Raw genomic sequence first — 22773 nt, forward strand, 5'->3', positions numbered from 1 at the left:
TCCTGTGTCGTTTCTATACAAGCTAACGAAAAATCTGACTACGCATCTTACGCACAATCCTTGTGCAGTATTGCCTTAGTACATTAATTTTATCATACTTTCATGAAGATTACAATAGATAATATGATTTTTTTGCGGTTTTTGCACCGCAGCAGACGTTTCCGCAGCGTCGGATCCCTAAATCAATGCGGAGGATTGGAGTAATATATATGAGAAACGGCCCTATCGGTCAGTATCTGGTACAGAAAGGTCTTATAACTGAAGAACAGCTTCAGGAAGTCCTTGCCAAACAGAAGGAGCAAAAGGGAAGACTTTTTGGTGATGTCATTATTGACATGAAGCTCGTTACCGATGTTCAGTTCTGTCAGGTCCTCGCCGAGCGACTGAATGTGTCCTATATCGACCTTGATAATACTGAGCTTATGCCTGATATAGTCAAGAAGATACCTGAGGCAACTGCAAGAAAGTATAACGTCATCGCAGTCAGCAAAATAGGCAAGCGTATGACCGTTGCAACTAATGACCCTATCAACTTCTATATTTTCGAGGATCTCCGTGTTATCACAGGCTGCAGCATAACACCTGTCCTTGCCACAAAGTCATCTATCAACCGTGCAATCGGTAAGATGTACTCAGAAGGTCAGGTTAACTCCGTTGTTGACGAAGCTACAAAGCAAAAAGAGGAAGAGCTTAACCTTGAAGAACTCAAGGATATCTCCGAGGAGAGAATTGAGAACGCTCCTATCGTTAAACTTGCTACCGCTATCGTCGAGAACGCCCAGCGTCAGGACGCAACGGATATACATATCGAGCCATTCAAGGATAAAACCGTTATCCGTATCCGTGTAAACGGCGACCTTATCGAGCTTATGACTCTTTCCGCCGCACTTCATACTTCGCTTGTTACCCGTTTCAAGATCTTGAGCGGTATGAATATCGCCGAGAAACGTGTCCCACAGGACGGCCGTATGTCGCAGGTCGTTGACGGCACAACACTTGACCTCCGTGTATCTAACCTTCCAATGGTGTACGGTGAGAAAGTCGTTCTCCGTATCCTCGCAACAGGCGATATGTCCCTTAGAAAAATAACCGACCTGGGTATGACCGAGTATAACTATAAGAGATTTGAGTCTTGCCTTAAAGTGCCACAGGGTGTTGTCCTTGTAACAGGCCCTACAGGTTCAGGTAAATCTACCACACTTTACGCCGCACTTGGCGAAATATCTAAACCAAGCAACAACGTTATCACTGTCGAAGACCCAGTCGAGAAAAAGATCGACGGCATAAACCAGTGCCAGATAAACGAAAAGGCAGGCATGACATTCGGTGCAGCCCTTCGTTCTATCCTCCGTCAGGACCCTGACATCATAATGGTCGGAGAAATGCGTGATGCTGAAACTGCCGAGATCGCTATTCGTGCCGCTATCACAGGACACCTTGTTCTGTCAACACTTCATACCAATGACGCCGCTTCTACTGTAACAAGACTTGTGGATATGGGCGTTGAGGCATACATGGTCGCAACCTCACTTATCGGTATCGTTGCTCAGCGTCTTACAAAGGTGCTTTGCCCTGAGTGCAAAAAGCCTAGAATGTCAACTGAGGAAGAAAATGAGCTTATGGGTCTTGACCATTCAGTACAGGTGTACGACCCATGTGGCTGTCCAAAGTGCAATAACACAGGATATAAGGGAAGAACCGCTATCCATGAGATCCTTCTCGCAACACCGTCTATGCAGGCTCTTATCACAAGGGGAGCAAAAGCTGACGAAATTCAGGAGCTTGCAAAGAAAGAGGGCTGTCACCTGCTTCGTGACAACGTTTCAGAGCTTGTTCAGCAAGGCAAGACCTCAATGGACGAACTTATCCGTGTAACATATGCTGTATAAAAAAGAAATATATGGAGGTAAATTCTAATGGCAATCGACATTAACAAAATTCTTGATGAAGCAAGAGCCCTTGGCTGTTCCGACCTGCACTTCACCGTAGGTATTCCGCCGATAGTTAGACAGGGCGGTAACTTGAGAAAGCTTTCCTCATATCCTGATATGACTGAGATCGAAATTCTCAAAATATGCGAGGATATGTGTACAGATAAGCAGCGTCAGTCTATCAAAGATCATATTGATACAGACTTTACATATGTATCATCAAGAGGTTTCCGTCACCGTGTAAACGTGTATCGTCAGAGAGGAAACACGGCAATCGCTCTCCGTCTTTTGAGAAACGATATCCCGACCCTTACCGACCTTGACCTGCCACCTATCCTTGCAGAGTTCTCAATGAGACCTCGTGGACTTGTGCTTGTAACAGGCCCTACCGGTTCAGGTAAGTCAACAACTCTTGCCGCAATGATCGACCATGTAAATATCCATAAATCAGCTCATATCATCACAATTGAGGACCCTATCGAGTATATGCACGCTCATAAGAGATGTATGGTAAACCAGAGAGAGATCGGACCTGACGTACCGAGCTTCTCACTTGCTCTCCGTGCTGCTCTCCGTGAGGACCCGGACATTATCCTCGTAGGAGAAATGCGTGACTTCGAGACTATCGAAGCTGCTGTTACCGCCGCTGAAACAGGACACCTTGTTATGAGTACACTTCATACAACGTCCGCACCGTCAACTATCGACCGTATCATCGACGTTTTCCCTGCTCACCAGCAGCATCAGATCAGAACTCAGCTTGCTTCCGTTCTTGTAGGTATCTGTACTCAGACACTTTGCCGTACATTCGACGGCACAAGCCGTGTAGCTTGCTGTGAGATTCTTAATGCAACAGACTCTATCAAAGCTATGATCCGTGACGATAAGGTGCATCTTATCGGTTCAGCAATGCAGACAGGTAAAGCAACAGGAATGCAGACCATGGATCAGGAGCTTGCAAAGCTCGTTCGTTCAAGAACTATTTCTATGGACGTTGCGCTTGAAAAGTGCGTAAACCCACAGGATCTCAAGAGATTTATCGCAGGCGGAGCTTAAACTACAATATTAATAATAAAGAGCGTTTTTACCGAGAAAGTAAAAACGCTCTTTTTGTTTACCATTTTGTCAGCCCTTGACCTCGCTGTCATTGTGCCATACGTTGTTGTAAAGAAAAACAAGCACAGCCATTGCAATGATAATGAAATATCCAAGAAAGCTCCAGCCGTCAGGAATGTCGCCAAATAGGAAATATCCAAGGATAGTTGTGAATATCAACTGCGAGTAATCATAAACCGATATCTCCCTTGCAGGAGCGTGAGTGTAAGCCGCAGTTATAGCGAACTGTCCGCCTGCCGCACCTGCGCCAGCTCCCAATAAACAAAGTATTTGAAAAATCGTCATAGGGTGGAAATCTAATATTAGAAATGGCAGGGTAAACAAGCAGGAAAATCCCGAGAAGTATGCAACTATCACCGCACCATTTACTCCATGCTGTCCTAAGTATCTTACGCAAGCGTAAGCAAGTCCCGCTCCCATTCCTCCTAGAAAACCGATAAGGGCAGGGAAGAAGTCCACATTCTGAAAACTCGGCTTGATGATAAACAAGCTTCCTATAAATGCACAAATTACAGTGAAACCCTGAAAGAAAGTCAGCCGCTCTTTAAGGAAAATAAAAGAGAAAATGATTACGAAAAACGGTGACATTTTGTTTAGCATGGAAGCGTCAGACAGCACAAGATGATCTATGGCATAGAAGTTTCCAAGCATTCCTAGCGTGCCAGCAAACGCCCTCACAAAAATGACCGCATTGTTCTTTTTGCCATCAATATGAAAGCGTATGTGATTTTTCTTTAGCACGCCGATAGCAAAAAACAACGCCACAAAATTTCTGAAAAACGTCTTTTGCACCGTCGGTAATTCTCCCGAAAGCCGTACAAATGCGAACATAAATGCAAACGAAAACGCTGACAAAATAATGTAAATAATAGCCTTGTATTTACTTTTCATCTCTGTCACCTCCGTTCATGTAAATGTGTTCACGCCTCAACTCCTTTATAAGCTCGCCAACGTTCCAACTTTGATTGTGTGCCGTGACAATGGCTTTTAGCTCCACCGCCGCACCTTTCTCCCTGAGTTTTTTCAGTATAGGGTCAAGGCTCCTGCCGTCAATGCCTGAAAAAATAAGGCACTCATCCGTGATTTCCTCGCCCTCTTTTTCAGACCTTTCAAAGCCCTTGAAACCGCAAAGATATCCCACCTGCTGTCCCATTACCTCATTGCCAAAGAAAACAGCCTCCGCATTTTCGCTTTTAGCAATATCTTCAATGATATCACGCTTTTGCGAACTGATATTTATGCCGATTATCTTTTTCGGTATAGCACTTCTTATTCTTGACTTCATAAAATTACTCCTCAAATCGTACTATCTATATTATACCCCAATCTCATATTTTCTTCAAGAGCAAATATACAGAATTTTTACCCTCATTTCCCCCGATTTTATGTGTGAACGCAAAAAAATCGCCCCGATCTCTCGGAGCGATGATTTTATTTAGTCATTAGAGTTCAATAATTACCTTGCCACTGAAGTTAGGAGCAATTTCAACAGTCTTGTCTGTGTTAGCCACAGCGATCTTGAAGCTTGCCTTTGTGTCAGTGTATTCGCACTCGATCTTGTTGCCGTGTCTTGTAGCAGTCAGCTCGAATACCTTGTTTGCCTCAGTGTCATAAATAGGGCAAACTGCACTCTTGCCGTCCTCAAGCTCGTAGATAGTGAATGTTGTACCCTCAAGATAATCATACTCTATCTGTCTTTCAAAGTTACCGTATGCAATAATGCTGTTTGGCTTAGCAAGAGCAGGTATCTCAAAGTATGAGCATTTGTGCTTATACCACTTGCCGCCCTCAAGAACCTTGCCGGTGATAATATCTGTCCACTTGCCCTCTGGAACGTAGTATTCAGCGATACCCTCGTCATTAAGGATAGGAGCAACAAGAATGTTGTCGCCGAACATATACTGTCTGTCAAGCGTCAGGCAAGTTGGGTCGTCAGCAAAGTCGATGACCATTGCTCTCATTACAGGTACGCCGACCTCGTGTGTCTTGATAGCCTGAGCCCACAGATAAGGCATGAGCTTGCCCTTGAGCTTTGTGAAGAAGCGCAGAACGTCGCAGGATTCCTCATCAAAGAGCCATGGCACTCTGTATGACTGGTTACCATGCAGTCTTGAATGTGATGAGAACATACCGAACGCAGCCCATCTCTTGTAAATGTCAGGTGTAGCAGTGGCTTCAAAGCCTGCCATGTCATGTGAAGTGTAACCAAAGCCTGAGATACAAAGTGACAGACAGCCTCTTACAACCTCAGCCATTGAGTTGTAGTTGCCTGAGCAATCTCCGCCCCAGTGAACAGGGAACTTCTGACCGCCTGCTGTAGCAGAACGTGCAAACAAGCAAGCCTTGTTTTCTCCAAAATATTCTTTCAGTACGTTGAATACGCACTCGTTATAAAGATATGTGTAGAAGTTGTGCATCTTGATAGGGTCAGAGCCGTCATAGTAAACAACATCTCTTGTAGGTATTCTCTCACCGAAGTCTGTCTTGAATGTGTCAACACCCATTTCGCAGAGCTTTCTCAGATATCCTGCATACCATTTGCAAGCCTCAGGATTAGTGAAGTCAACAATAGCCATACCAGGCTGCCACTCATCGCACTGGAATACAGAGCCGTCAGTTTTCTTGATGAAGTAGCCGTTCTTCATACCCTCGTCAAAGAGCTTTGAACGCTGACCAACATATGGGTTGATCCATACGCAAGTTTTCAGACCCTTGTTTTCGTGCAGTCTCTTGAGCATTGCAGGTGGGTCAGGGAACTGTGACTTGTCCCACTCAAAGTTACACCACTCAAAGCCCTTCATCCAGAAGCAGTCAAAGTGGAATACCTGAAGAGGAATATCTCTCTCAGCCATGCCATCGATAAATGATGTGATAGTCTCCTCATCATAAGTTGTTGTAAATGAAGTTGTGAGCCACAGACCAAATGAGAATGCAGGCGGCAGTGAAGGCTTGCCTGTAAGGTCAGTGTAGCCCTTGAGTACGTCAGTGAGGTTAGCACCGCCGAATACATAGTATTCAAGGCTCTCACCAGGAACTGTCATGGATACCTTAGAAACAGTGTCAGAGCAAACCTCATATGAAACCTTGTCAGTGCTGTTTACGAATACACCGTAGCCCTTTGAAGAAAGATAGAATGGGATAGACTTGTAAGACTGATCGGAACAAGTGCCTCCGTCAGCGTTCCATATCTCAACGTTCTGACCGTTCTTAGTGAATGTTGTGAATTTCTCGCCGAAGCCGTAGAAATATTCGCCAACAGAAGTGTCAAACTGCTCTCTGATGTATGTTCTTGTAGGATCGGCAGGGTAGCTCCAGAATGTGTCATCGAGCTGTGTCTGAAGTCTTGCCTGCTGCTTGTAAGCACTCTCGAAAATAACGCCTGTCGATCTCCAGCCACCACTTGTGAGTTTCTTATCCTTATAATAGTATGTGAAGCTCCAGTTTTCCTTAGAAACAACGAGCTTTGTGTCGCCTGTAACAAGTACGGCTTCCTTGTCTGTAACAGTTACCTGTGGCTTGAAGCCCTTGTTCTCGAGAACAAAGTGCGGACCATTGTCAACATGACCCTTGTGATGTGTGATGCTTACCTTTACGCAGTTCTCCTGAGTTGAAGTGTAAGCGATCTCAAGGTTAGCACTTCCGAGCATCATAGCTCTGTTGTATACAACGAAAGGTGTTGCCACAACGAGGAATCCGTTTTCGATCTCTTCGATCTCGAAAGCCTGATTTGCATAGTTTACTTCGTAGCCTCTCTGGTTGAGCCAGAAACCGTCAGCAAATTTCATGTAATAAACCCTCCTGTAAATTTAAAATAGTTTTCAGAATATAAAAAAATGAAAATTTTATCGGGAAGTCCGTTCCTCCCCTTATATGTATATTTTATAGCATATTTGCCTAAATTGCAATAGTAAAAAAGTGATTTGTGCGAGTATTTTAATGGATTGAGCATATTTTAATGTAAACATTTCATGAATTGATATTTACATTATATAAATTTATTAAGATATATGTAAACCTTTACATGATACCCCAAAAAAAGCGGACGGCATAAAAGTCGTCCGCAGAAACATCATATTCTTAATTAACTTTGCAAATGGGACGTCGAGGGCGCCGTCCACTACATATTGCCCCGACTACTCAATACTAAGAAACTCATCAGGTATATAAGACAAGCATTGCTCCACACTCTCACGAGTGAAGCCCTCAACATAATTCTTGGCAAACAGCTCGTCAGTGTATTCCGCATAAGGATAAACAGTGCAGTTGTACCAATCGCCATAGTATGAATCACCCTCAAAGTGCGATATTATCGGTATCGCCTTAACGTTCTCGAATGTCACCTCATTGGTGTCAGGGTCTTTAACAACATTGAGCTTGCCAATAAGTCCCACTAGCGACTTTGTGTCATACATAGTCGAAATAAAGTTGCCCAAACCATAGTAAACGAACGCCTGTCCGCCCTCAGGCTTGTCAAGATATCCGCAAGTGCTGATAGTGTGCGCCTGCGTGCCTATTATCAGGTCAGCACCCCACTCCACAAGCTTAGGCGTTATCTCTGTCTGCTGTTCGTTAAGCTCGTTCTGTATCTCTGTGCCGTAATGACATGAAACCACAACAACGTCCGCCATTTTGTCAGCCTCTTCTATCTGAGCCTTTATCTTGTCCTCTTCATCAAGATATATCACCTGAGCACCATCACCGCTGAGATAATTGCCGTTGGTGTGCTCCATGTATCCCAGAAAAGCGAACTTTATTCCGTTGACTTCCATGGTCTTGATAGTGTCAGCGTCCTCCTGCGAACGATAAGCACCGTAATGCACAATGCCCTTTGTGTCCCAGTAATCAAGAGAGCTTATAAGCCCCTCTTCACCCTGGTCAAGAACATGATTGTTTGACATAGAAACCACATTGAACCCCATGTCAACTATCTTGTCGCCCACAGCCGTTGGTGATGCGAACATAGGATAGCTTTGTGGTTCAACGCTATCTGTTACAAGCGTTTCCTGATTGATTATAGCCACATCAGTGCCTTCTATGTACTTTGTAACGTGTTCATAAGCCTGCGTGAAATCATATTTTTCACCACCGCCAAGCTTTAGCGCCTCATTATAAATGTTGTCGTGTATAAGGTTGTCGCCCACGCAAACCAGCGAGCAGGTGTAGCTTGGATGTTCCTTTTCTTCTTCCTTCACCTTGACCTCTTTTTTGCTGGAGCTGTCCTCAGTTTTTTTGACTTCCGCTTTGCTCTCGGTTTCGGTCACTGTCAAAGCGTTTCCGTCAAGCTTGCTTGTGTCAAGCTTACCGCATGATACAGCACTCAGCGACAACACCGCCGAAAGAACCACCATTGTGATCTTATTGTATAAAAGTCTGTACTTCATATAAATTCCTCTCATAACATTTAAAAAAAATACAAATTTACTTACAGTTTAATTTTAACACATTTTTAAATAATAATCAAGTCAAATTTTCAAAATGTCGAATGCTTTATGTTGACCTATATATTATAATGTATTATAATAAAAATATAACAATTTGTACAAATATTTGTTTATGTGTACAAAAATTTTCCCCGCAAGTATTAAATTGTATGCTATAATAAATACACAGATAGATTTGTCTATCTAAAAAAGGAGGAATGACCATGGAATATTACGCACACACCCGTGAGGACGGTGAAAGGCAAACTGTAAAAGCCCATCTCACAGGAGTAAGTGAAAAAGCAGAAAAATTTTCAGTAGACCTTTTGAAACCCATTGCGAAAAAAGCGAGCCTGTATCACGATATAGGTAAGTATGCTCTTAACTTTCAGAAACGGCTTGATAATGACAAAGTAAAATTCAGCCACGCCGCCTGTGGAGCTATAGAGTATAAAACACTTGCAGATAAAAACGATTGTTTCGCACCCCTTATGGAGTATTGCATCGCAGGACACCACACAGGACTTATGGACGGCGGCACAGTCGCAGACAACTCTGACAGCCCGACTCTTAGCGGCACTTTAAAAAGAAAAAATGAATACACAGGCGATAATGACTACAGCGTATACACCACTGAGATAGACTTTGCCACACTGACTCAGGAAGAAATAACACCGCCGTACAATGAACTGCGCTCTGCCCCAAACCCCACCGAGCTTATAGAACGTTACGCTTTTTTCACCAAGTACGTGTTCTCTTGCCTGACAGACGCAGACTTTCTCGATACCGAAAGATTTTGCAATAAAAATGTTAAACGTGGCATGAGCGGTGATTTTGAAAAGGCACTTGATAAACTGAACAGAGAATTAAGTGATATGCCGTCAGATAACCCGTTAAGGCAAGCAAGAAGCCGTATCCAGCAACAAGCTTTTGATAATTCGGTCAATAAAAGTCATATTTCAATTCTTGATATGCCAACAGGTAGCGGAAAAACCTTATGTAGTTTGAAACTAGCCTTAGAGAGCGGAAAGAAGAGAATCATATACGTCATACCTTACACAAGTATAATAGAACAGACCGCTAATAAGTTTGAAAAAATGTTCGGCGACGTTCTCCCTGTCCTACAGCACCATTCAAACTATTCCTATGACGGCGACACAGAGGAAGAAAAGAAAACCGCAGAGAAGCTCAAAAGGACCTGCGAAAATTGGGACGCACCACTTATAATCACCACAAGCGTGCAGTTTTTCCAATCCCTATACCATTATAAAGGCTCAGCCCTGCGAAAGCTTCATAACCTCCGTGACAGCGTGATAGTTTTTGATGAAATACACCTAATTCCAACAAATCTCCTGCGCCCCTGCCTTAAAGCTGTGGGCTATATAACAAAGTATCTTAACAGCGAAGCCCTTTTTCTCTCCGCCACAATGCCCGATTATTCTAAGCTTTTTGATAAGTTCCTGCCTGATGTGAACTATAATAAGCTTGTTACCAACCGAACCAATTTTAAGTATTTCAAGAAATGCGAATATAAAGACATGGGCAGAACCACTCTTGAAACCATTGCAGAAAATGCCTCTCGGTGTAAAAATGCCCTGATAGTTGTGAATACCAAGAAAACAGCGGCAGAGCTTTACAATCTTGTTCAAGGTGAAAAATATCACCTTTCCGCCAATATGACCCCAGCCCACAGAAGCCGTGTCATAGAAGTAGTAAGAAATAAGCTTGAAAATGGCGAGCATATCACAGTAGTTTCAACTTCACTTGTAGAAGCAGGCGTTGACCTTGACTTTAACACAGTTTTCCGCCAGCTTTCAGGATTAGACAGTATTTTGCAGGCAGGGGGCAGATGTAATCGTGAGGGTAAAGATGACAAGGGCTATGTGTACGTTTTTGACATTGACGAAACATACCGCAAGGGAAGCGACCTTTCCATGCGAATTAACAAGACCAAAGGTTTGCTGGAAAAGTACCAAGACATAACTTCCTATGATTGTATTAAAGAATACTACGACGGCATTTTCGACTTCAACCAAAGTCGTATAGCTGAAAACTCTATTGCAAAATATAACGAACAAAGCAATTCATTCGACCGCCAAGGCTTAATGTTACCATACAGCATACCATTCCGAAGCTATGCAATGCAGTTTGAATACATCTCCGCCGACACTATCTCTATCGTTATCGACGATCCTAACGACCAGACTTGCCATGAACTTGTTGAAACCTTGCGTAATGGTGATATGTCAGTAAGAAGAGCATTGCAGAAATATTCAGTGTCCGTCTATATGAATGTTTTCAAGGATCTCTATTCTCAGGGTGTTCTTAACGATCACGGTACAGGCATATTCATTCTTGAAAATCAGAGCTATTATAATAATGAAACAGGTTTGAACACCCAAGCCGCAATGCAGGATTATTTTATCTAAAACAAATGGCAGGCTGCCACCAAGACAGTCTGCCACTTGCTGCATTCCATATCGTACCGAATACGAATATTTTTCGACTCACATATGCGTAAGGCATAGACAAATATATTATACAAACATAAGTTTAAAAAGTCAACGTTTTTATACCACAAACCACTGAACAAAGAATTGTGCAATATGCCGAAAATCCGACACTTTTTTTATACATGAAAACTATTGATATTTTATTCATAATGGTGTATCATATATGTAGAGCAAAAGTAATGTACCAAATACAAATATAAGTTTAAAAGGAGCGATGTAAAAATGAGCTATGGTTTTAAGATCATCGTGACAGGTGACTACGCTTGCTTTTCGCGACCTGAAATGAAAGTTGAGAGGGTAAGTTACGACGTACCCACCCCAAGCGCATTGGAGGGGCTTATCAAATCGGTGTATTGGAAGCCTGCCGTGCGCTACCAAATAAACAAAATAGTGGTGTTCAACCCTATCGAGTTTACCAATATCCGACGAAACGAGGTCAAAGATAAGCTGCTGTTATCATCAGTGAAACAGCAAATGAAAGGCGGAGGCTCGGCGGATATGTACACCTCGGAGATACGAAGTCAGCGAGCGGCAATGGTGTTGAAAAATGTGAAATACGGTATCGAGTTCACGTTTGAGCGCACCTATCTTAAATCAGACCACTCTGACGAATCTGATGAGAAGCATTATAACATAATGCTCAGACGTCTCAGAAACGGCCAGCATTTCAGACAGCCATGCCTTGGCTGCCGTGAATTTGCAATAAAGAGTATTGAACTTGTTGACGACTTTGACCTTACACAGATAGCACCGCAAAATATGGGCGATAAAGACCTTGGCTTTATGCTTTACGGCATGAAGTTTGAGGACGGAGGCAAGCCTGTCAATAATGATTGGAATGACCCTAAGTTTTCTGACAAGGCCGACGCAGTTTTCTACCGTCCGCATATGATAGACGGTGTTATTGATGTTGCAAAATACAGGGAGGAGATTAAATGCTGATTAAAGCCTTGTGTGATTACAGTGCTTTGCAGGAAAATAAAACTCCTGCAGGCTATTGTAAGCAAGCCATACACTTTGAAATTCTTCTTACCCCCGAGGGCAAGATAGCTGCGATAAATGATGTAAAAGAGCCGAAGATCATTAATTTGAAGAATGGCAAAACTAAAACGAATTACGTTCCGATAATGGAACAGCTTCCTGTAAGAACGCAGAAACCGGGCATAGACAAAAACACGATCGAACACAGACCACTCTACATATTCGGTCTGAACTATGATAAAGGAACTTTGACCCCTACTGACGCTACCAACAAAGCGGCAAAATCACACAAATGCTTTTGCGAATGGAATGAGAAGTTCTTTGAGAATATCGACTCGCCTATTTGTAAAGCCTATCTTAACTTTATCCATACATGGGACCCCGAGCAGGAAACCCAAAACCCACACCTTCTTGCTTTAGGCAAGGAGTATTCAAGCTCCTACTATGAGTTTGGACTTGACGGCTCTCCTGAAATAAAACTTCACAATGACAGCAAATTCAAAGCTGCCTATGAAGATTATCTCGCCCAGCTTAACGCCGACAGCGACAGTGACGATACCGAACTATCCACCTGTTCCATTCTTGGTGAGAAGCTCCCGCAAGCCCGTATCCATGATAAGATAAAGGGTATCAAGGGCGGAATGTCCTCAGGCTGTGTTCTTGTTGGTATGAAAGAATCTGCCTTTGAATCCTATGGCAAGAAGCAGTCATATAACAGCAATGTTTCTGAGAAAGCCATGAAAATGTATACCTCTGCGCTTAATTCTCTGCTTGCTGACAGAAGCCATTACAAGACTTTTGACGACATGACAATAGTCTATTTCGCAATGAAGAAGAACGATGCAGAAGAATGCAATATGTTTGCCGGTATGTTCAGCGGATTTGAGGACGAATTAAATAAAACCGTTGTGACCGAAGCCGACCGAAACATAAACACTGTCATGACCCAGCTTAAACAGGGCAGGACAGCCGATATGCCATATGACCCTAACGTAGAATTTTACGTTGCAGGCTTTACCCCAAACAGTTCAAGAATATCCCAGAAGTTCATCTTCCATGATAAGTTCGGCAGGATATTTGACAATGTACTCAAACATCAGCAGGATATTTCATTTACTGAGGGTCAGCATCAAGTAAGCATTGAGCGTATCAAGCGTGAGCTTATCTCACCAAAATCGTCTAAAGAAAAAGTTCCGTCACCTCTCACCGCCGCACTTTTTGAAGCAATACTCAAAGGTACAAGATACCCTGACGAACTGCTTTCCACAGTAATAACAAGGGTCAAGACCGACAGTGACGAGGAAAAAAACCATTTTATAAAACTCAATGATACAAGGGCAGGCTTGATAAAAGGCTGCATAAACCGTAAACAAAATAAGGAGGAGATCAAAATGTCATTAGACCTTGAAAACAAAAATCAGGCTTATCTCTGCGGAAGACTTTTCGCAGTGCTTGAAAAGATCCAGCAGGATTCTTCAAAGGCAACAATTAACACAACTATCAAAGATACTTATTTCTCATCAGCTTGTTCAAGACCTGCAACTGTATTTCCTAAACTCTATTCGCTTTCACAAAATCATTTGAAAAAGTTTGAGAGTTCGAAACTTCGTAATTACTACAATGATAAGTGCCTTGAGATAATAGATGATCTGAACGGTGAGTTCCCTCAGACTCTTTCAAATGACGATCAGGGCAGATTTATTGTAGGTTATGCACAGCAGTACAGAGATCTTTACACAAAAAAGTCAAAGGATAAGCCAGAAGAAAATTCTGAAGTTAAACCTGAAGCAAAATCAGAAGAATAAAGAAAGGACGAAATATTATGGAAAACGCAATCAAGAACAGATATGAATTTGTAATGCTTTTTGACGTTGAGAACGGCAACCCAAACGGCGACCCTGACGCAGGCAATATGCCTAGAACAGACCCTGAAACAAGCCTTGGCATCGTTACAGACGTGTGCCTTAAGAGAAAGATAAGAAACTTTGTGGAGCTTACCAAAGAGGGCGAAGCAGGCTACAATATCCTTATCAAGGCAGATAGGGCACTCAACACAAAGTTCACAGAAGCATATAACGAGTTAGGCTTAAAGGGAAGCGGAAAGGAAACTCCTGCTGACGTACAGCGTCAGGCTCGTGATTACATCTGTCAGAACTACTTTGACGTAAGAACGTTCGGCGCAGTAATGAGTACAGGTGACGATCCATGCGGCATTGTAAGAGGACCTGTCCAGCTCAACTTTGCAAGAAGTATCGACCCTGTTTTTGCACAAAATATTTCTATCACAAGGCAAGCGAAAACAACAGAAGAGAGAAAAAAGGTCGGAGATACCGAAATGGGCAAAAAGAGCATAATCCCATATGCGCTTTATCGTGGCGAGGGCTATGTTTCCGCAATGCTCGCTCAGAAGATAACAGGCTTTAGCGAGGACGACCTTGAGCTTCTTTGGACATCTATCATCAATATGTTCGAGCATGACAGAAGCGCCGCAAGAGGAAAGCTCTGTATGCGTAAGCTTATCGTGTTCAAGCATGACTCCGCCCTGGGCAATGCCCCTGCACATATCCTCTTTGACAAGGTGTCGGTTAAGCTCAAAGACGGCGTGACAACACCAAGACATTACTCAGACTATGATATCTCCATAGATAAGGATATGCCTGAGGGCGTTACCCTTATTGAAAAGCTCTGATGAGCGAAGATGTAACTATCAATATCCGTGACATACAGCATTATATGTATTGTCCACGCAGGTTTGCTCTTTTAGAAGTTAATGACGACTGGGCTGAAAACGCCTTTGTCGTCAAAGCAAACCTCCTCCATGAGAACGTCCACAGCGGCGAGCGCAACTTTGAAAATAAGCGTAAGATCGTCCGAAGTGACGTGTCAGTGTATAATGATGACCCTAAGTACAATATTTTCGGAGTTGTAGATTGTATCGAGTTCGTCCGTGATAAAAGCGGTGACTATATAGATACCCTGGACGGCACATTCCGTGTGGAAATTGTGGAGTATAAACCCACCAGACCCAAAGCAGGGGAGTTCAATCAGACCGACGCTATACAAGTCTATGCGCAGAAGCTTTGCGTGGATAACGTATTTCATTGCAATAGCCGATGTTTTCTGTACTATGCAGATGTGCGCAGACGATCAGAATTGCCCTTTGATATTCAGGGCGCAGAGTATGATAAAATGCTTTGCGACTATCTTGGAAAAATGCGTGAGATACTTGCAGCGGATATTATTCCAAAGCGTGTAAAAGGTCAGAAATGTTCAGGCTGTTCACTGTCGGATATGTGCTTTCCAAAAGTGAAGAAATATAGCGTGAAAAATACGATTTTCTCCATGAACGGAGGCGAAAACAATGCGTAAACTGCTCAATTCACTTTATATTCTCGAAGAAACTGCCTACCTCACACTTGACGGCGAAAACATAGTGTGCAGGGCAGAGGACAGCGAGAGGTTCCGTGTGCCTTTTACCAATATCGAGGATATCTATATTTTCAGCTATTCGGGCTGTTCACCTGCGCTTATGGGCAAGTGTGCAGAGTATGGCATAGCCGTTAATTTTATTTCTCCTCAAGGTAAATTCCTCGCAAGAATTCAGGGCAAAACAAAGGGCAACGTCTATCTGCGAAAAGAGCAGTTTGAGCTTTTTTCTATTCCTCAGCTCGACCTTATCAGGAATACTGTCGCCGCAAAGCTTTCAAATACACGTTATCTTATCAGACGTTCGCTCCACGATAACCCGGATATAAACAGTGACGGAGCGCTTACAGATTGTATAAAATATCTTGAAAACGGCATAAAGACCGTCTATGAAACTGCCGATAAAGATATCATCATGGGTATAGAGGGTAGCTGTGCAAAGGCATATTTTGATATTTTTGACCGACTGATACTTCACCAAAAAGAAGATTTTTACCTTGCCAACCGCACCAAACGCCCACCCCTCGACAGAGTAAACGCCATGCTCTCGTTTCTGTATACTATCGCAATTTCATCATATACGTCAGCCCTTGAAAGTGTAGGACTTGATAGCTGCCTCGGCTTTTACCATGCCCTGCGTTCAGGCAGAAGCAGCCTGTCCTGCGACCTTGTAGAGGAATTTCGTTGCGTGGTGGAGCGACTTGTGCTTACCATGATAAACTTGAAAATGATAAAGCCCGAGGACTTTGAAACTCAGGTCAGTGGCGCAGTATACCTCTCCAAAGAGGGCAAGAAAAAAGTCCTCACCGCATGGCAGGAGCGTAAGCGCACAAGCATAGTCCACCCATATCTGGGCGAAAAGATACAGCAAGGGCTACTCCCATATGTGCAAAGCTCGCTTCTCGCAAAATATATCCGTGGCGAGCTAGATGAGTACCCGAACTATTTGCTGAAATAGAGGTGATATAAATGATGACCTTAGTAAGCTATGATGTATCAACAACAGATAATAAGGGTAAAACAAGGCTTAGAAAAGTAGCCAAAGAGTGTCAAAATTATGGTCAGCGAGTGCAGAACAGCGTGTTTGAAATAGACGTAGACTATGGCACTTTTCTGAAAGTGAAAGATAAACTTCTGAAAATAATAGACCCAAAGCATGATAGTCTGCGGATATATTACTTAGGAAACAATTGGAAGCATAGAATAGAACACTACGGCACCAAAGAGACCTATGACCCCGAAGGTGTCCTAATATTTTGACCAGCGTACCCCAAGTGATCCACAAATCCCTAGTAAGTTCGCATGAAAATGCCATGCTATTTGTGAATGCACAGTGAACAAAATCAAATCGATACCCATTAAATAAAAAAATAAGTCCGCATCACGTTGAGCAAGCACCAGATATACACAACATCAAGGGTCACGCTCCACGTGAGCGTGTGAGTTGAAATAACGCTGAAATGTACACCTTTAATCAGCTTGCAACTGTCACGCTCCACGTGAGCGTGTGAGTTGAAATTTGGCTATTTGTGGCAGGAAGAGTTGTTTTCACGTCACGCTCCACGTGAGCGTGTGAGTTGAAATTTCCATGTGTATATAGGTATTTTCCGCCACTTCGGTCACGCTCCACGTGAGCGTGTGAGTTGAAATAAACTGATAGCGTGTTTACTTTGTGCATTTATCGGTCACGCTCCACGTGAGCGTGTGAGTTGAAATGACGTTCGGATTGATGTAGGTGTTGTGCCAAAATAGTCACGCTCCACGTGAGCGTGTGAGTTGAAATTCGGATATTTTGCCATTAAATACCACGCCTAATGTCACGCTCCACGTGAGCGTGTGAGTTGAAATTCAACGTCCGCTGAAATTATATGATAATATCTATGTCACGCTCCACGTGAGCGTGTGAGTTGAAATTTGACAATGAAGTTATTGAAAACGGCAATATCACACGTCACGCTCCACGTGAGCGTGTGAGTTGAAATCGTCGGTTGCAACGTGGCAACCGCAACGTTGTTAGTCACGCTCCACGTGAGCGTGTGAGTTGAAATACATTGTCAAATGATATGCTTAAAACACGAACTGGTCACGCTCCACGTGAGCGTGTGAGTTGAAATGATATACTCTTTGATTTTGCCGATTGCATATCTGTCACGCTCCACGTGAGCGTGTGAGTTGAAATCTTTCATCGTCAGCTATGTGGCACTTGGCACTCGGGTCACGCTCCACGTGAGCGTGTGAGTTGAAATTTTGTGCGAAGCAAAGTGATGTCGCAAAGATCAAAGTCACGCTCCACGTGAGCGTGTGAGTTGAAATCGTCCTGACATTTTATCAGCCATTCCGCCGCCGCGTCACGCTCCACGTGAGCGTGTGAGTTGAAATGTTTGAGCCGTTTGACATTGGCAACAGCCAGCTGTCACGCTCCACGTGAGCGTGTGAGTTGAAATTTTCTGCATGGCATAAAAATAGTGCCACACAAGTCACGCTCCACGTGAGCGTGTGAGTTGAAATTGCAAGTCTTAAAGATTTGTCAATATGGGTGAAGTCACGCTCCACGTGAGCGTGTGAGTTGAAATTAAAGATTTTGAAGAATTTTATTCTTATGAGCATGTCACGCTCCACGTGAGCGTGTGAGTTGAAATTTTTTCATTGCCACGTTCTACCGATTTTACTAAGTCACGCTCCACGTGAGCGTGTGAGTTGAAATAAACTGATAGCGTGTTTACTTTGTGCATTTATCGTCACGCTCCACGTGAGCGTGTGAGTTGAAATGCGGAAAGAACAGGTGTTAGCAAATCCGCCTTGTGTCACGCTCCACGTGAGCGTGTGAGTTGAAATTGATAATCGGCGAAGGTTGGGTAATGGCTGAAAGGTCACGCTCCACGTGAGCGTGTGAGTTGAAATCTCGGTGTTGAGATACCACAAGCAAAAGAAATCTGTCACGCTCCACGTGAGCGTGTGAGTTGAAATAGTTATACGATATCAGCTCCGTTTGCGAGGAATAGTCACGCTCCACGTGAGCGTGTGAGTTGAAATGTTTTTCCAGCTGTTGCACCCTGTATTCCGTCAGTCACGCTCCACGTGAGCGTGTGAGTTGAAATGCAGATTTGGTTGTAATTCACAAATAAATTCCTGGTCACGCTCCACGTGAGCGTGTGAGTTGAAATGTTAACATATCTGCAATGCAAGCTGAGGTCAAGAGTCACGCTCCACGTGAGCGTGTGAGTTGAAATGCATATATTAGACGATATGATGAGGAAATTATGCGTCACGCTCCACGTGAGCGTGTGAGTTGAAATGCATATATTAGACGATATGATGAGGAAATTATGCCGTCACGCTCCACGTGAGCGTGTGAGTTGAAATTGGATGCAAAGGACGAAGAGGAAGAGGAAAAGGGTCACGCTCCACGTGAGCGTGTGAGTTGAAATAAACTGATAGCGTGTTTACTTTGTGCATTTATCCAGTCACGCTCCACGTGAGCGTGTGAGTTGAAATGCAGGAAATAATCGGCGAAAGTGCTGTAACAACGTCACGCTCCACGTGAGCGTGTGAGTTGAAATGCTATCTTCAATTATTCGTGATAGGGATGACACTGTCACGCTCCACGTGAGCGTGTGAGTTGAAATTTTAGGAGGGATAAAAGTGACAAAAGCTGAAAAGTCACGCTCCACGTGAGCGTGTGAGTTGAAATTTGTGCAAGCTTGAACATATCTTCTTTGCTTAACGTCACGCTCCACGTGAGCGTGTGAGTTGAAATGTCAACTTCGGTGAGGAAACCAACACGGACGTGGTCACGCTCCACGTGAGCGTGTGAGTTGAAATGATAAGGCGGACGATTTCCACGTCCAATTCTTCGTCACGCTCCACGTGAGCGTGTGAGTTGAAATGATTCTCGCACAAAACTCGTTGAGAAGTGGCACTCGTCACGCTCCACGTGAGCGTGTGAGTTGAAATTGTTCCCTGGCATCGTCGTCAAAATACATAATGAGTCACGCTCCACGTGAGCGTGTGAGTTGAAATTGATAGTGATATTATTGCGTGCAATATTGTACAGTCACGCTCCACGTGAGCGTGTGAGTTGAAATAAAGAGGACGATTACAAGGGATTTATCGACAGCAGTCACGCTCCACGTGAGCGTGTGAGTTGAAATTGAGGAAATAACATCTCAGTTATACGATATCAGGTCACGCTCCACGTGAGCGTGTGAGTTGAAATTGCGACTGTGGTAATTGCTCTCAAACAGCTGTTGTCACGCTCCACGTGAGCGTGTGAGTTGAAATTACAGCCTTGTTGTTTGCATCTACCTCAACGACGTCACGCTCCACGTGAGCGTGTGAGTTGAAATCCCAATATGCGCCGCACGCAGAGCCGAAGATGGGTCACGCTCCACGTGAGCGTGTGAGTTGAAATGCAACGGGTGAGAAAAGAAACTGCCCGCCTGATAGTCACGCTCCACGTGAGCGTGTGAGTTGAAATATCCGCCGTGTACATATCTTAGCAACGCAGGGGGTCACGCTCCACGTGAGCGTGTGAGTTGAAATGCCTATAGGCGTGTTTTCTATCAGACCCATATTGTCACGCTCCACGTGAGCGTGTGAGTTGAAATGACAAAAGCCGTTGAGCAAATGAAAGCATATAAAGGTCACGCTCCACGTGAGCGTGTGAGTTGAAATAGCAAACAACAAGTCATCGTTCGTTGTCTACGAGTCACGCTCCACGTGAGCGTGTGAGTTGAAATGCGTTTATAGTCATTACTGTAGATAACAAACGTGGTCACGCTCCACGTGAGCGTGTGAGTTGAAATTGTTTGTGCAAATGTGTGCAATATCTTTTGATTGTCACGCTCCACGTGAGCGTGTGAGTTGAAATATATGGCCTTGAACGCCGTATGCTGTTCGTTAAAGTCACGCTCCACGTGAGCGTGTGAGTTGAAATTCGCTTAATCCGACACGTTATCCGTCACGACCCGGTCACGCTCCACGTGAGCGTGTGAGTTGAAATCAAAAGTTCAGGATTGTCATAAACGTTGCCGACGGTCACGCTCCACGTGAGCGTGTGAGTTGAAATGCAGATAACGAGAGGGAGGTTGCTTGACGTGCGATGTCACGCTCCACGTGAGCGTGTGAGTTGAAATTTTTGTACAGACGTGCTGCCCCTGCGTTGCTAAGAGTCACGCTCCACGTGAGCGTGTGAGTTGAAATGCAGGTAACAGTTTTGCAAATCAGACCTTGTTCGTGTCACGCTCCACGTGAGCGTGTGAGTTGAAATTTGATAGCCTGAAAAGGTCAGCCCAGGGCGTGTTGTCACGCTCCACGTGAGCGTGTGAGTTGAAATTGGCACAAAATCCAAATTCAACGGTATCTGCACGTCACGCTCCACGTGAGCGTGTGAGTTGAAATATTTTTACGCCTGAGTGGCTAGCCCTCAGGCAATGGTCACGCTCCACGTGAGCGTGTGAGTTGAAATTGTACTTGCCGCCGTCCGTTAGTTCAACGTGGTGCGTCACGCTCCACGTGAGCGTGTGAGTTGAAATTTGGGAATACATGCGAAAAATCAGTGAGAAAAACGTCACGCTCCACGTGAGCGTGTGAGTTGAAATAACTCCTATGACTGCAATTAAAATGGGTCGATAGTCACGCTCCACGTGAGCGTGTGAGTTGAAATGTCAAGCGTTGACAACATCTCTGACAAAATGAAGTCACGCTCCACGTGAGCGTGTGAGTTGAAATGCGAATGAAAATGTTTTCTGCTATGAGGGCAAAGAGTCACGCTCCACGTGAGCGTGTGAGTTGAAATACGGACAAGAAACGCAAGGTGTTATGCGTACTGGTCACGCTCCACGTGAGCGTGTGAGTTGAAATGAGCCTGTGAAGAAGATGGACTATGACGGCAAGCGTCACGCTCCACGTGAGCGTGTGAGTTGAAATTGGCCGCCTGGCACAGACACCGCATTATCTATCCGGTCACGCTCCACGTGAGCGTGTGAGTTGAAATTGCTGACAGGGGCAAGATAACCCCTGAGCAGTATGTCACGCTCCACGTGAGCGTGTGAGTTGAAATCTGCCGTTCCTATGCACTGTGCACACTCTTCGGCGTCACGCTCCACGTGAGCGTGTGAGTTGAAATTTCCGCCGACACTCATGCCGACGGATTTTTTACGTCACGCTCCACGTGAGCGTGTGAGTTGAAATTGATTTTGTGCAAGTATACAAAAGTACGTCATTGTCACGCTCCACGTGAGCGTGTGAGTTGAAATATTTCGCCTGGCTTGAAATTTTTGAGGGAACGGCGTCACGCTCCACGTGAGCGTGTGAGTTGAAATGACTTCTTTGAGACAACATTTGCTAATCAGGTAGCGTCACGCTCCACGTGAGCGTGTGAGTTGAAATCGAGAAGAAAAGCACATGACTGCAAGGAACAGTCGTCACGCTCCACGTGAGCGTGTGAGTTGAAATAAAGCACTGAAAGCGTACCAAGACGAGGTGATTAGTCACGCTCCACGTGAGCGTGTGAGTTGAAATAAACTTGGCAAGCAACTATTCTCACACCGCATACGTCACGCTCCACGTGAGCGTGTGAGTTGAAATGGTTTTCATGTATTCGAGAATATGATTCATGAAATCGTCACGCTCCACGTGAGCGTGTGAGTTGAAATTTCTCGCTGGCTTAACGCTGACTGCGTAATACCGTCACGCTCCACGTGAGCGTGTGAGTTGAAATCACACGCCCCTATGGGTGTGCTAAAAGTCTATTGTCACGCTCCACGTGAGCGTGTGAGTTGAAATCTTTTTTTTCTGCCTAGTATACGTGACTGGCGTGTCACGCTCCACGTGAGCGTGTGAGTTGAAATCCTGCTTGTCGGTCATCCCGTAGTAATTCTTTGCGTCACGCTCCACGTGAGCGTGTGAGTTGAAATGTCACAAAGACAAATATTAAGGGTGGCGTGACAGTCACGCTCCACGTGAGCGTGTGAGTTGAAATCGGTCTGCTAAATGACGAAAGTGCTTTGGCGTGGTGAGTCACGCTCCACGTGAGCGTGTGAGTTGAAATCGGTCTGCTGTGCCGACGCTGACGCCTGGGCTGCGTCACGCTCCACGTGAGCGTGTGAGTTGAAATGACAAGGCGCTGAAAGAAACGAACAAGAAAAGCCGTCACGCTCCACGTGAGCGTGTGAGTTGAAATTTATTCTTACGAAGGTCACGTTTATAAACATATTGGTTTTGTCAATATCACTTGACACATTTTATTCGAACAAGAATTATGCAGCGAGAAAGATATGATCATAGTAGAGCTTTCTTCGAACTGCCGGAGGCAGCCCACCGTTGGCGGTGCAGATTCTTCTGTTAGCCCAGTAACTCATATAATATCTCCAGATCATAGTCTTC

At 44.3% G+C, this 22773-nt stretch carries 13 protein-coding genes and 1 CRISPR repeat array; of the genes, 9 read left to right on the forward strand and 4 right to left on the reverse strand.

The genetic code is table 11. The features are described from left to right. Nucleotides 1–209: 209 nt before the first annotated feature. Complete coding sequence (locus KQH97_RS03830; protein WP_117904380.1) at nt 210–1889, forward strand: GspE/PulE family protein; 1680 nt, start codon at nt 210–212, stop codon at nt 1887–1889. Between the two features lie 27 nt (nt 1890–1916). Then, nucleotides 1917–2987 (forward strand): type IV pilus twitching motility protein PilT, encoded by a 1071-nt coding sequence (locus KQH97_RS03835; RefSeq protein ID WP_022286804.1) that lies wholly within the window; start codon nt 1917–1919, stop codon nt 2985–2987. A gap of 69 nt (nt 2988–3056) precedes the next feature. Here the strand turns inward: KQH97_RS03835 and KQH97_RS03840 are convergent, their stop codons facing one another. From KQH97_RS03840 to KQH97_RS03855, 4 genes are all read right to left on the reverse strand, one after another. Next, nucleotides 3057–3938 (reverse strand): DMT family transporter, encoded by an 882-nt coding sequence (locus tag KQH97_RS03840; RefSeq protein WP_216552823.1) that lies wholly within the window; start codon nt 3936–3938, stop codon nt 3057–3059. After that, nucleotides 3928–4332, reverse strand: a complete 405-nt coding sequence (locus tag KQH97_RS03845; RefSeq protein ID WP_216552825.1) for a DUF3783 domain-containing protein — start codon at nt 4330–4332, stop codon at nt 3928–3930. The genes KQH97_RS03840 and KQH97_RS03845 overlap by 11 nt, the downstream gene beginning before the upstream one ends. 157 nt (nt 4333–4489) lie before the next feature. Continuing rightward, on the reverse strand, nt 4490–6832 hold the full coding sequence (yicI, locus tag KQH97_RS03850; protein ID WP_216552827.1) for an alpha-xylosidase: 2343 nt from the start codon (nt 6830–6832) through the stop codon (nt 4490–4492). A gap of 348 nt (nt 6833–7180) precedes the next feature. Beyond that, nucleotides 7181–8428, reverse strand: coding sequence for a CapA family protein (locus KQH97_RS03855; RefSeq protein ID WP_253286358.1), 1248 nt, complete (start codon nt 8426–8428; stop codon nt 7181–7183). 263 nt (nt 8429–8691) lie between these two features. Between KQH97_RS03855 and cas3 the strand changes: the two genes are divergently transcribed. The 7 genes from cas3 (at nt 8692) to cas2 (ending at nt 16647) form a co-directional block, all read left to right on the forward strand. Further along, nucleotides 8692–10896, forward strand: a complete 2205-nt coding sequence (cas3, locus tag KQH97_RS03860; protein ID WP_216552829.1) for a CRISPR-associated helicase Cas3' — start codon at nt 8692–8694, stop codon at nt 10894–10896. Nucleotides 10897–11202: 306 nt separating this feature from the next. Beyond that, entirely contained in the window at nt 11203–11922 is a 720-nt protein-coding gene (gene cas5c, locus KQH97_RS03865; protein ID WP_216552831.1) for a type I-C CRISPR-associated protein Cas5c, read from the forward strand. Then, nucleotides 11916–13766: a type I-C CRISPR-associated protein Cas8c/Csd1 gene (gene cas8c / locus KQH97_RS03870; protein ID WP_216552833.1), complete on the forward strand. Its 1851-nt coding sequence runs from the start codon at nt 11916–11918 to the stop codon at nt 13764–13766. Before cas5c ends, cas8c begins: the two co-directional genes overlap by 7 nt. Nucleotides 13767–13783: 17 nt before the next feature. Further along, entirely contained in the window at nt 13784–14650 is an 867-nt protein-coding gene (cas7c, locus tag KQH97_RS03875) for a type I-C CRISPR-associated protein Cas7/Csd2 (protein WP_216552835.1), read from the forward strand. After that, nucleotides 14650–15330 carry a CRISPR-associated protein Cas4 gene (gene cas4, locus KQH97_RS03880; RefSeq protein ID WP_216552837.1) on the forward strand — a complete coding sequence of 227 codons (681 nt, stop codon included), beginning with the start codon at nt 14650–14652 and terminating at the stop codon, nt 15328–15330. The genes cas7c and cas4 overlap by 1 nt, the downstream gene beginning before the upstream one ends. Then, the gene (gene cas1c / locus KQH97_RS03885) at nt 15323–16345 is read left to right on the forward strand and encodes a type I-C CRISPR-associated endonuclease Cas1c (protein WP_216552839.1); all 1023 of its coding nucleotides are present in this window, start codon (nt 15323–15325) and stop codon (nt 16343–16345) included. Before cas4 ends, cas1c begins: the two co-directional genes overlap by 8 nt. 11 nt (nt 16346–16356) lie before the next feature. Next, on the forward strand, nt 16357–16647 hold the full coding sequence (gene cas2 / locus KQH97_RS03890) for a CRISPR-associated endonuclease Cas2 (protein WP_117891629.1): 291 nt from the start codon (nt 16357–16359) through the stop codon (nt 16645–16647). A 159-nt stretch (nt 16648–16806) separates the two neighbouring features. Further along, nucleotides 16807–22570: a CRISPR direct-repeat array (repeat unit 32 nt; unit sequence GTCACGCTCCACGTGAGCGTGTGAGTTGAAAT). Nucleotides 22571–22773: the final 203 nt, after the last annotated feature.

Source organism: Ruminococcus sp. MSJ-25, from assembly GCF_018917825.1.
GTDB lineage: Bacteria > Bacillota > Clostridia > Oscillospirales > Ruminococcaceae > Hominimerdicola > Hominimerdicola aceti.

Excerpts from the sequence above, each read along its gene's own strand:
- KQH97_RS03830 (WP_117904380.1), top strand. The coding sequence starts at position 210 with ATGAGAAACGGCCCTATCGGTCAGTATCTGGTACAGAAAGGTCTTATA.
- KQH97_RS03835 (WP_022286804.1), top strand. The coding sequence starts at position 1,917 with ATGGCAATCGACATTAACAAAATTCTTGATGAAGCAAGAGCCCTTGGC.
- yicI (WP_216552827.1), bottom strand. The coding sequence starts at position 6,832 with ATGAAATTTGCTGACGGTTTCTGGCTCAACCAGAGAGGCTACGAAGTA.
- cas8c (WP_216552833.1), top strand. The coding sequence starts at position 11,916 with ATGCTGATTAAAGCCTTGTGTGATTACAGTGCTTTGCAGGAAAATAAA.
- cas3 (WP_216552829.1), top strand. The coding sequence starts at position 8,692 with ATGGAATATTACGCACACACCCGTGAGGACGGTGAAAGGCAAACTGTA.
- cas4 (WP_216552837.1), top strand. The coding sequence starts at position 14,650 with ATGAGCGAAGATGTAACTATCAATATCCGTGACATACAGCATTATATG.
- KQH97_RS03845 (WP_216552825.1), bottom strand. The coding sequence starts at position 4,332 with ATGAAGTCAAGAATAAGAAGTGCTATACCGAAAAAGATAATCGGCATA.
- KQH97_RS03840 (WP_216552823.1), bottom strand. The coding sequence starts at position 3,938 with ATGAAAAGTAAATACAAGGCTATTATTTACATTATTTTGTCAGCGTTT.
- cas7c (WP_216552835.1), top strand. The coding sequence starts at position 13,784 with ATGGAAAACGCAATCAAGAACAGATATGAATTTGTAATGCTTTTTGAC.
- KQH97_RS03855 (WP_253286358.1), bottom strand. The coding sequence starts at position 8,428 with ATGAAGTACAGACTTTTATACAATAAGATCACAATGGTGGTTCTTTCG.
- cas5c (WP_216552831.1), top strand. The coding sequence starts at position 11,203 with ATGAGCTATGGTTTTAAGATCATCGTGACAGGTGACTACGCTTGCTTT.
- cas1c (WP_216552839.1), top strand. The coding sequence starts at position 15,323 with ATGCGTAAACTGCTCAATTCACTTTATATTCTCGAAGAAACTGCCTAC.
- cas2 (WP_117891629.1), top strand. The coding sequence starts at position 16,357 with ATGATGACCTTAGTAAGCTATGATGTATCAACAACAGATAATAAGGGT.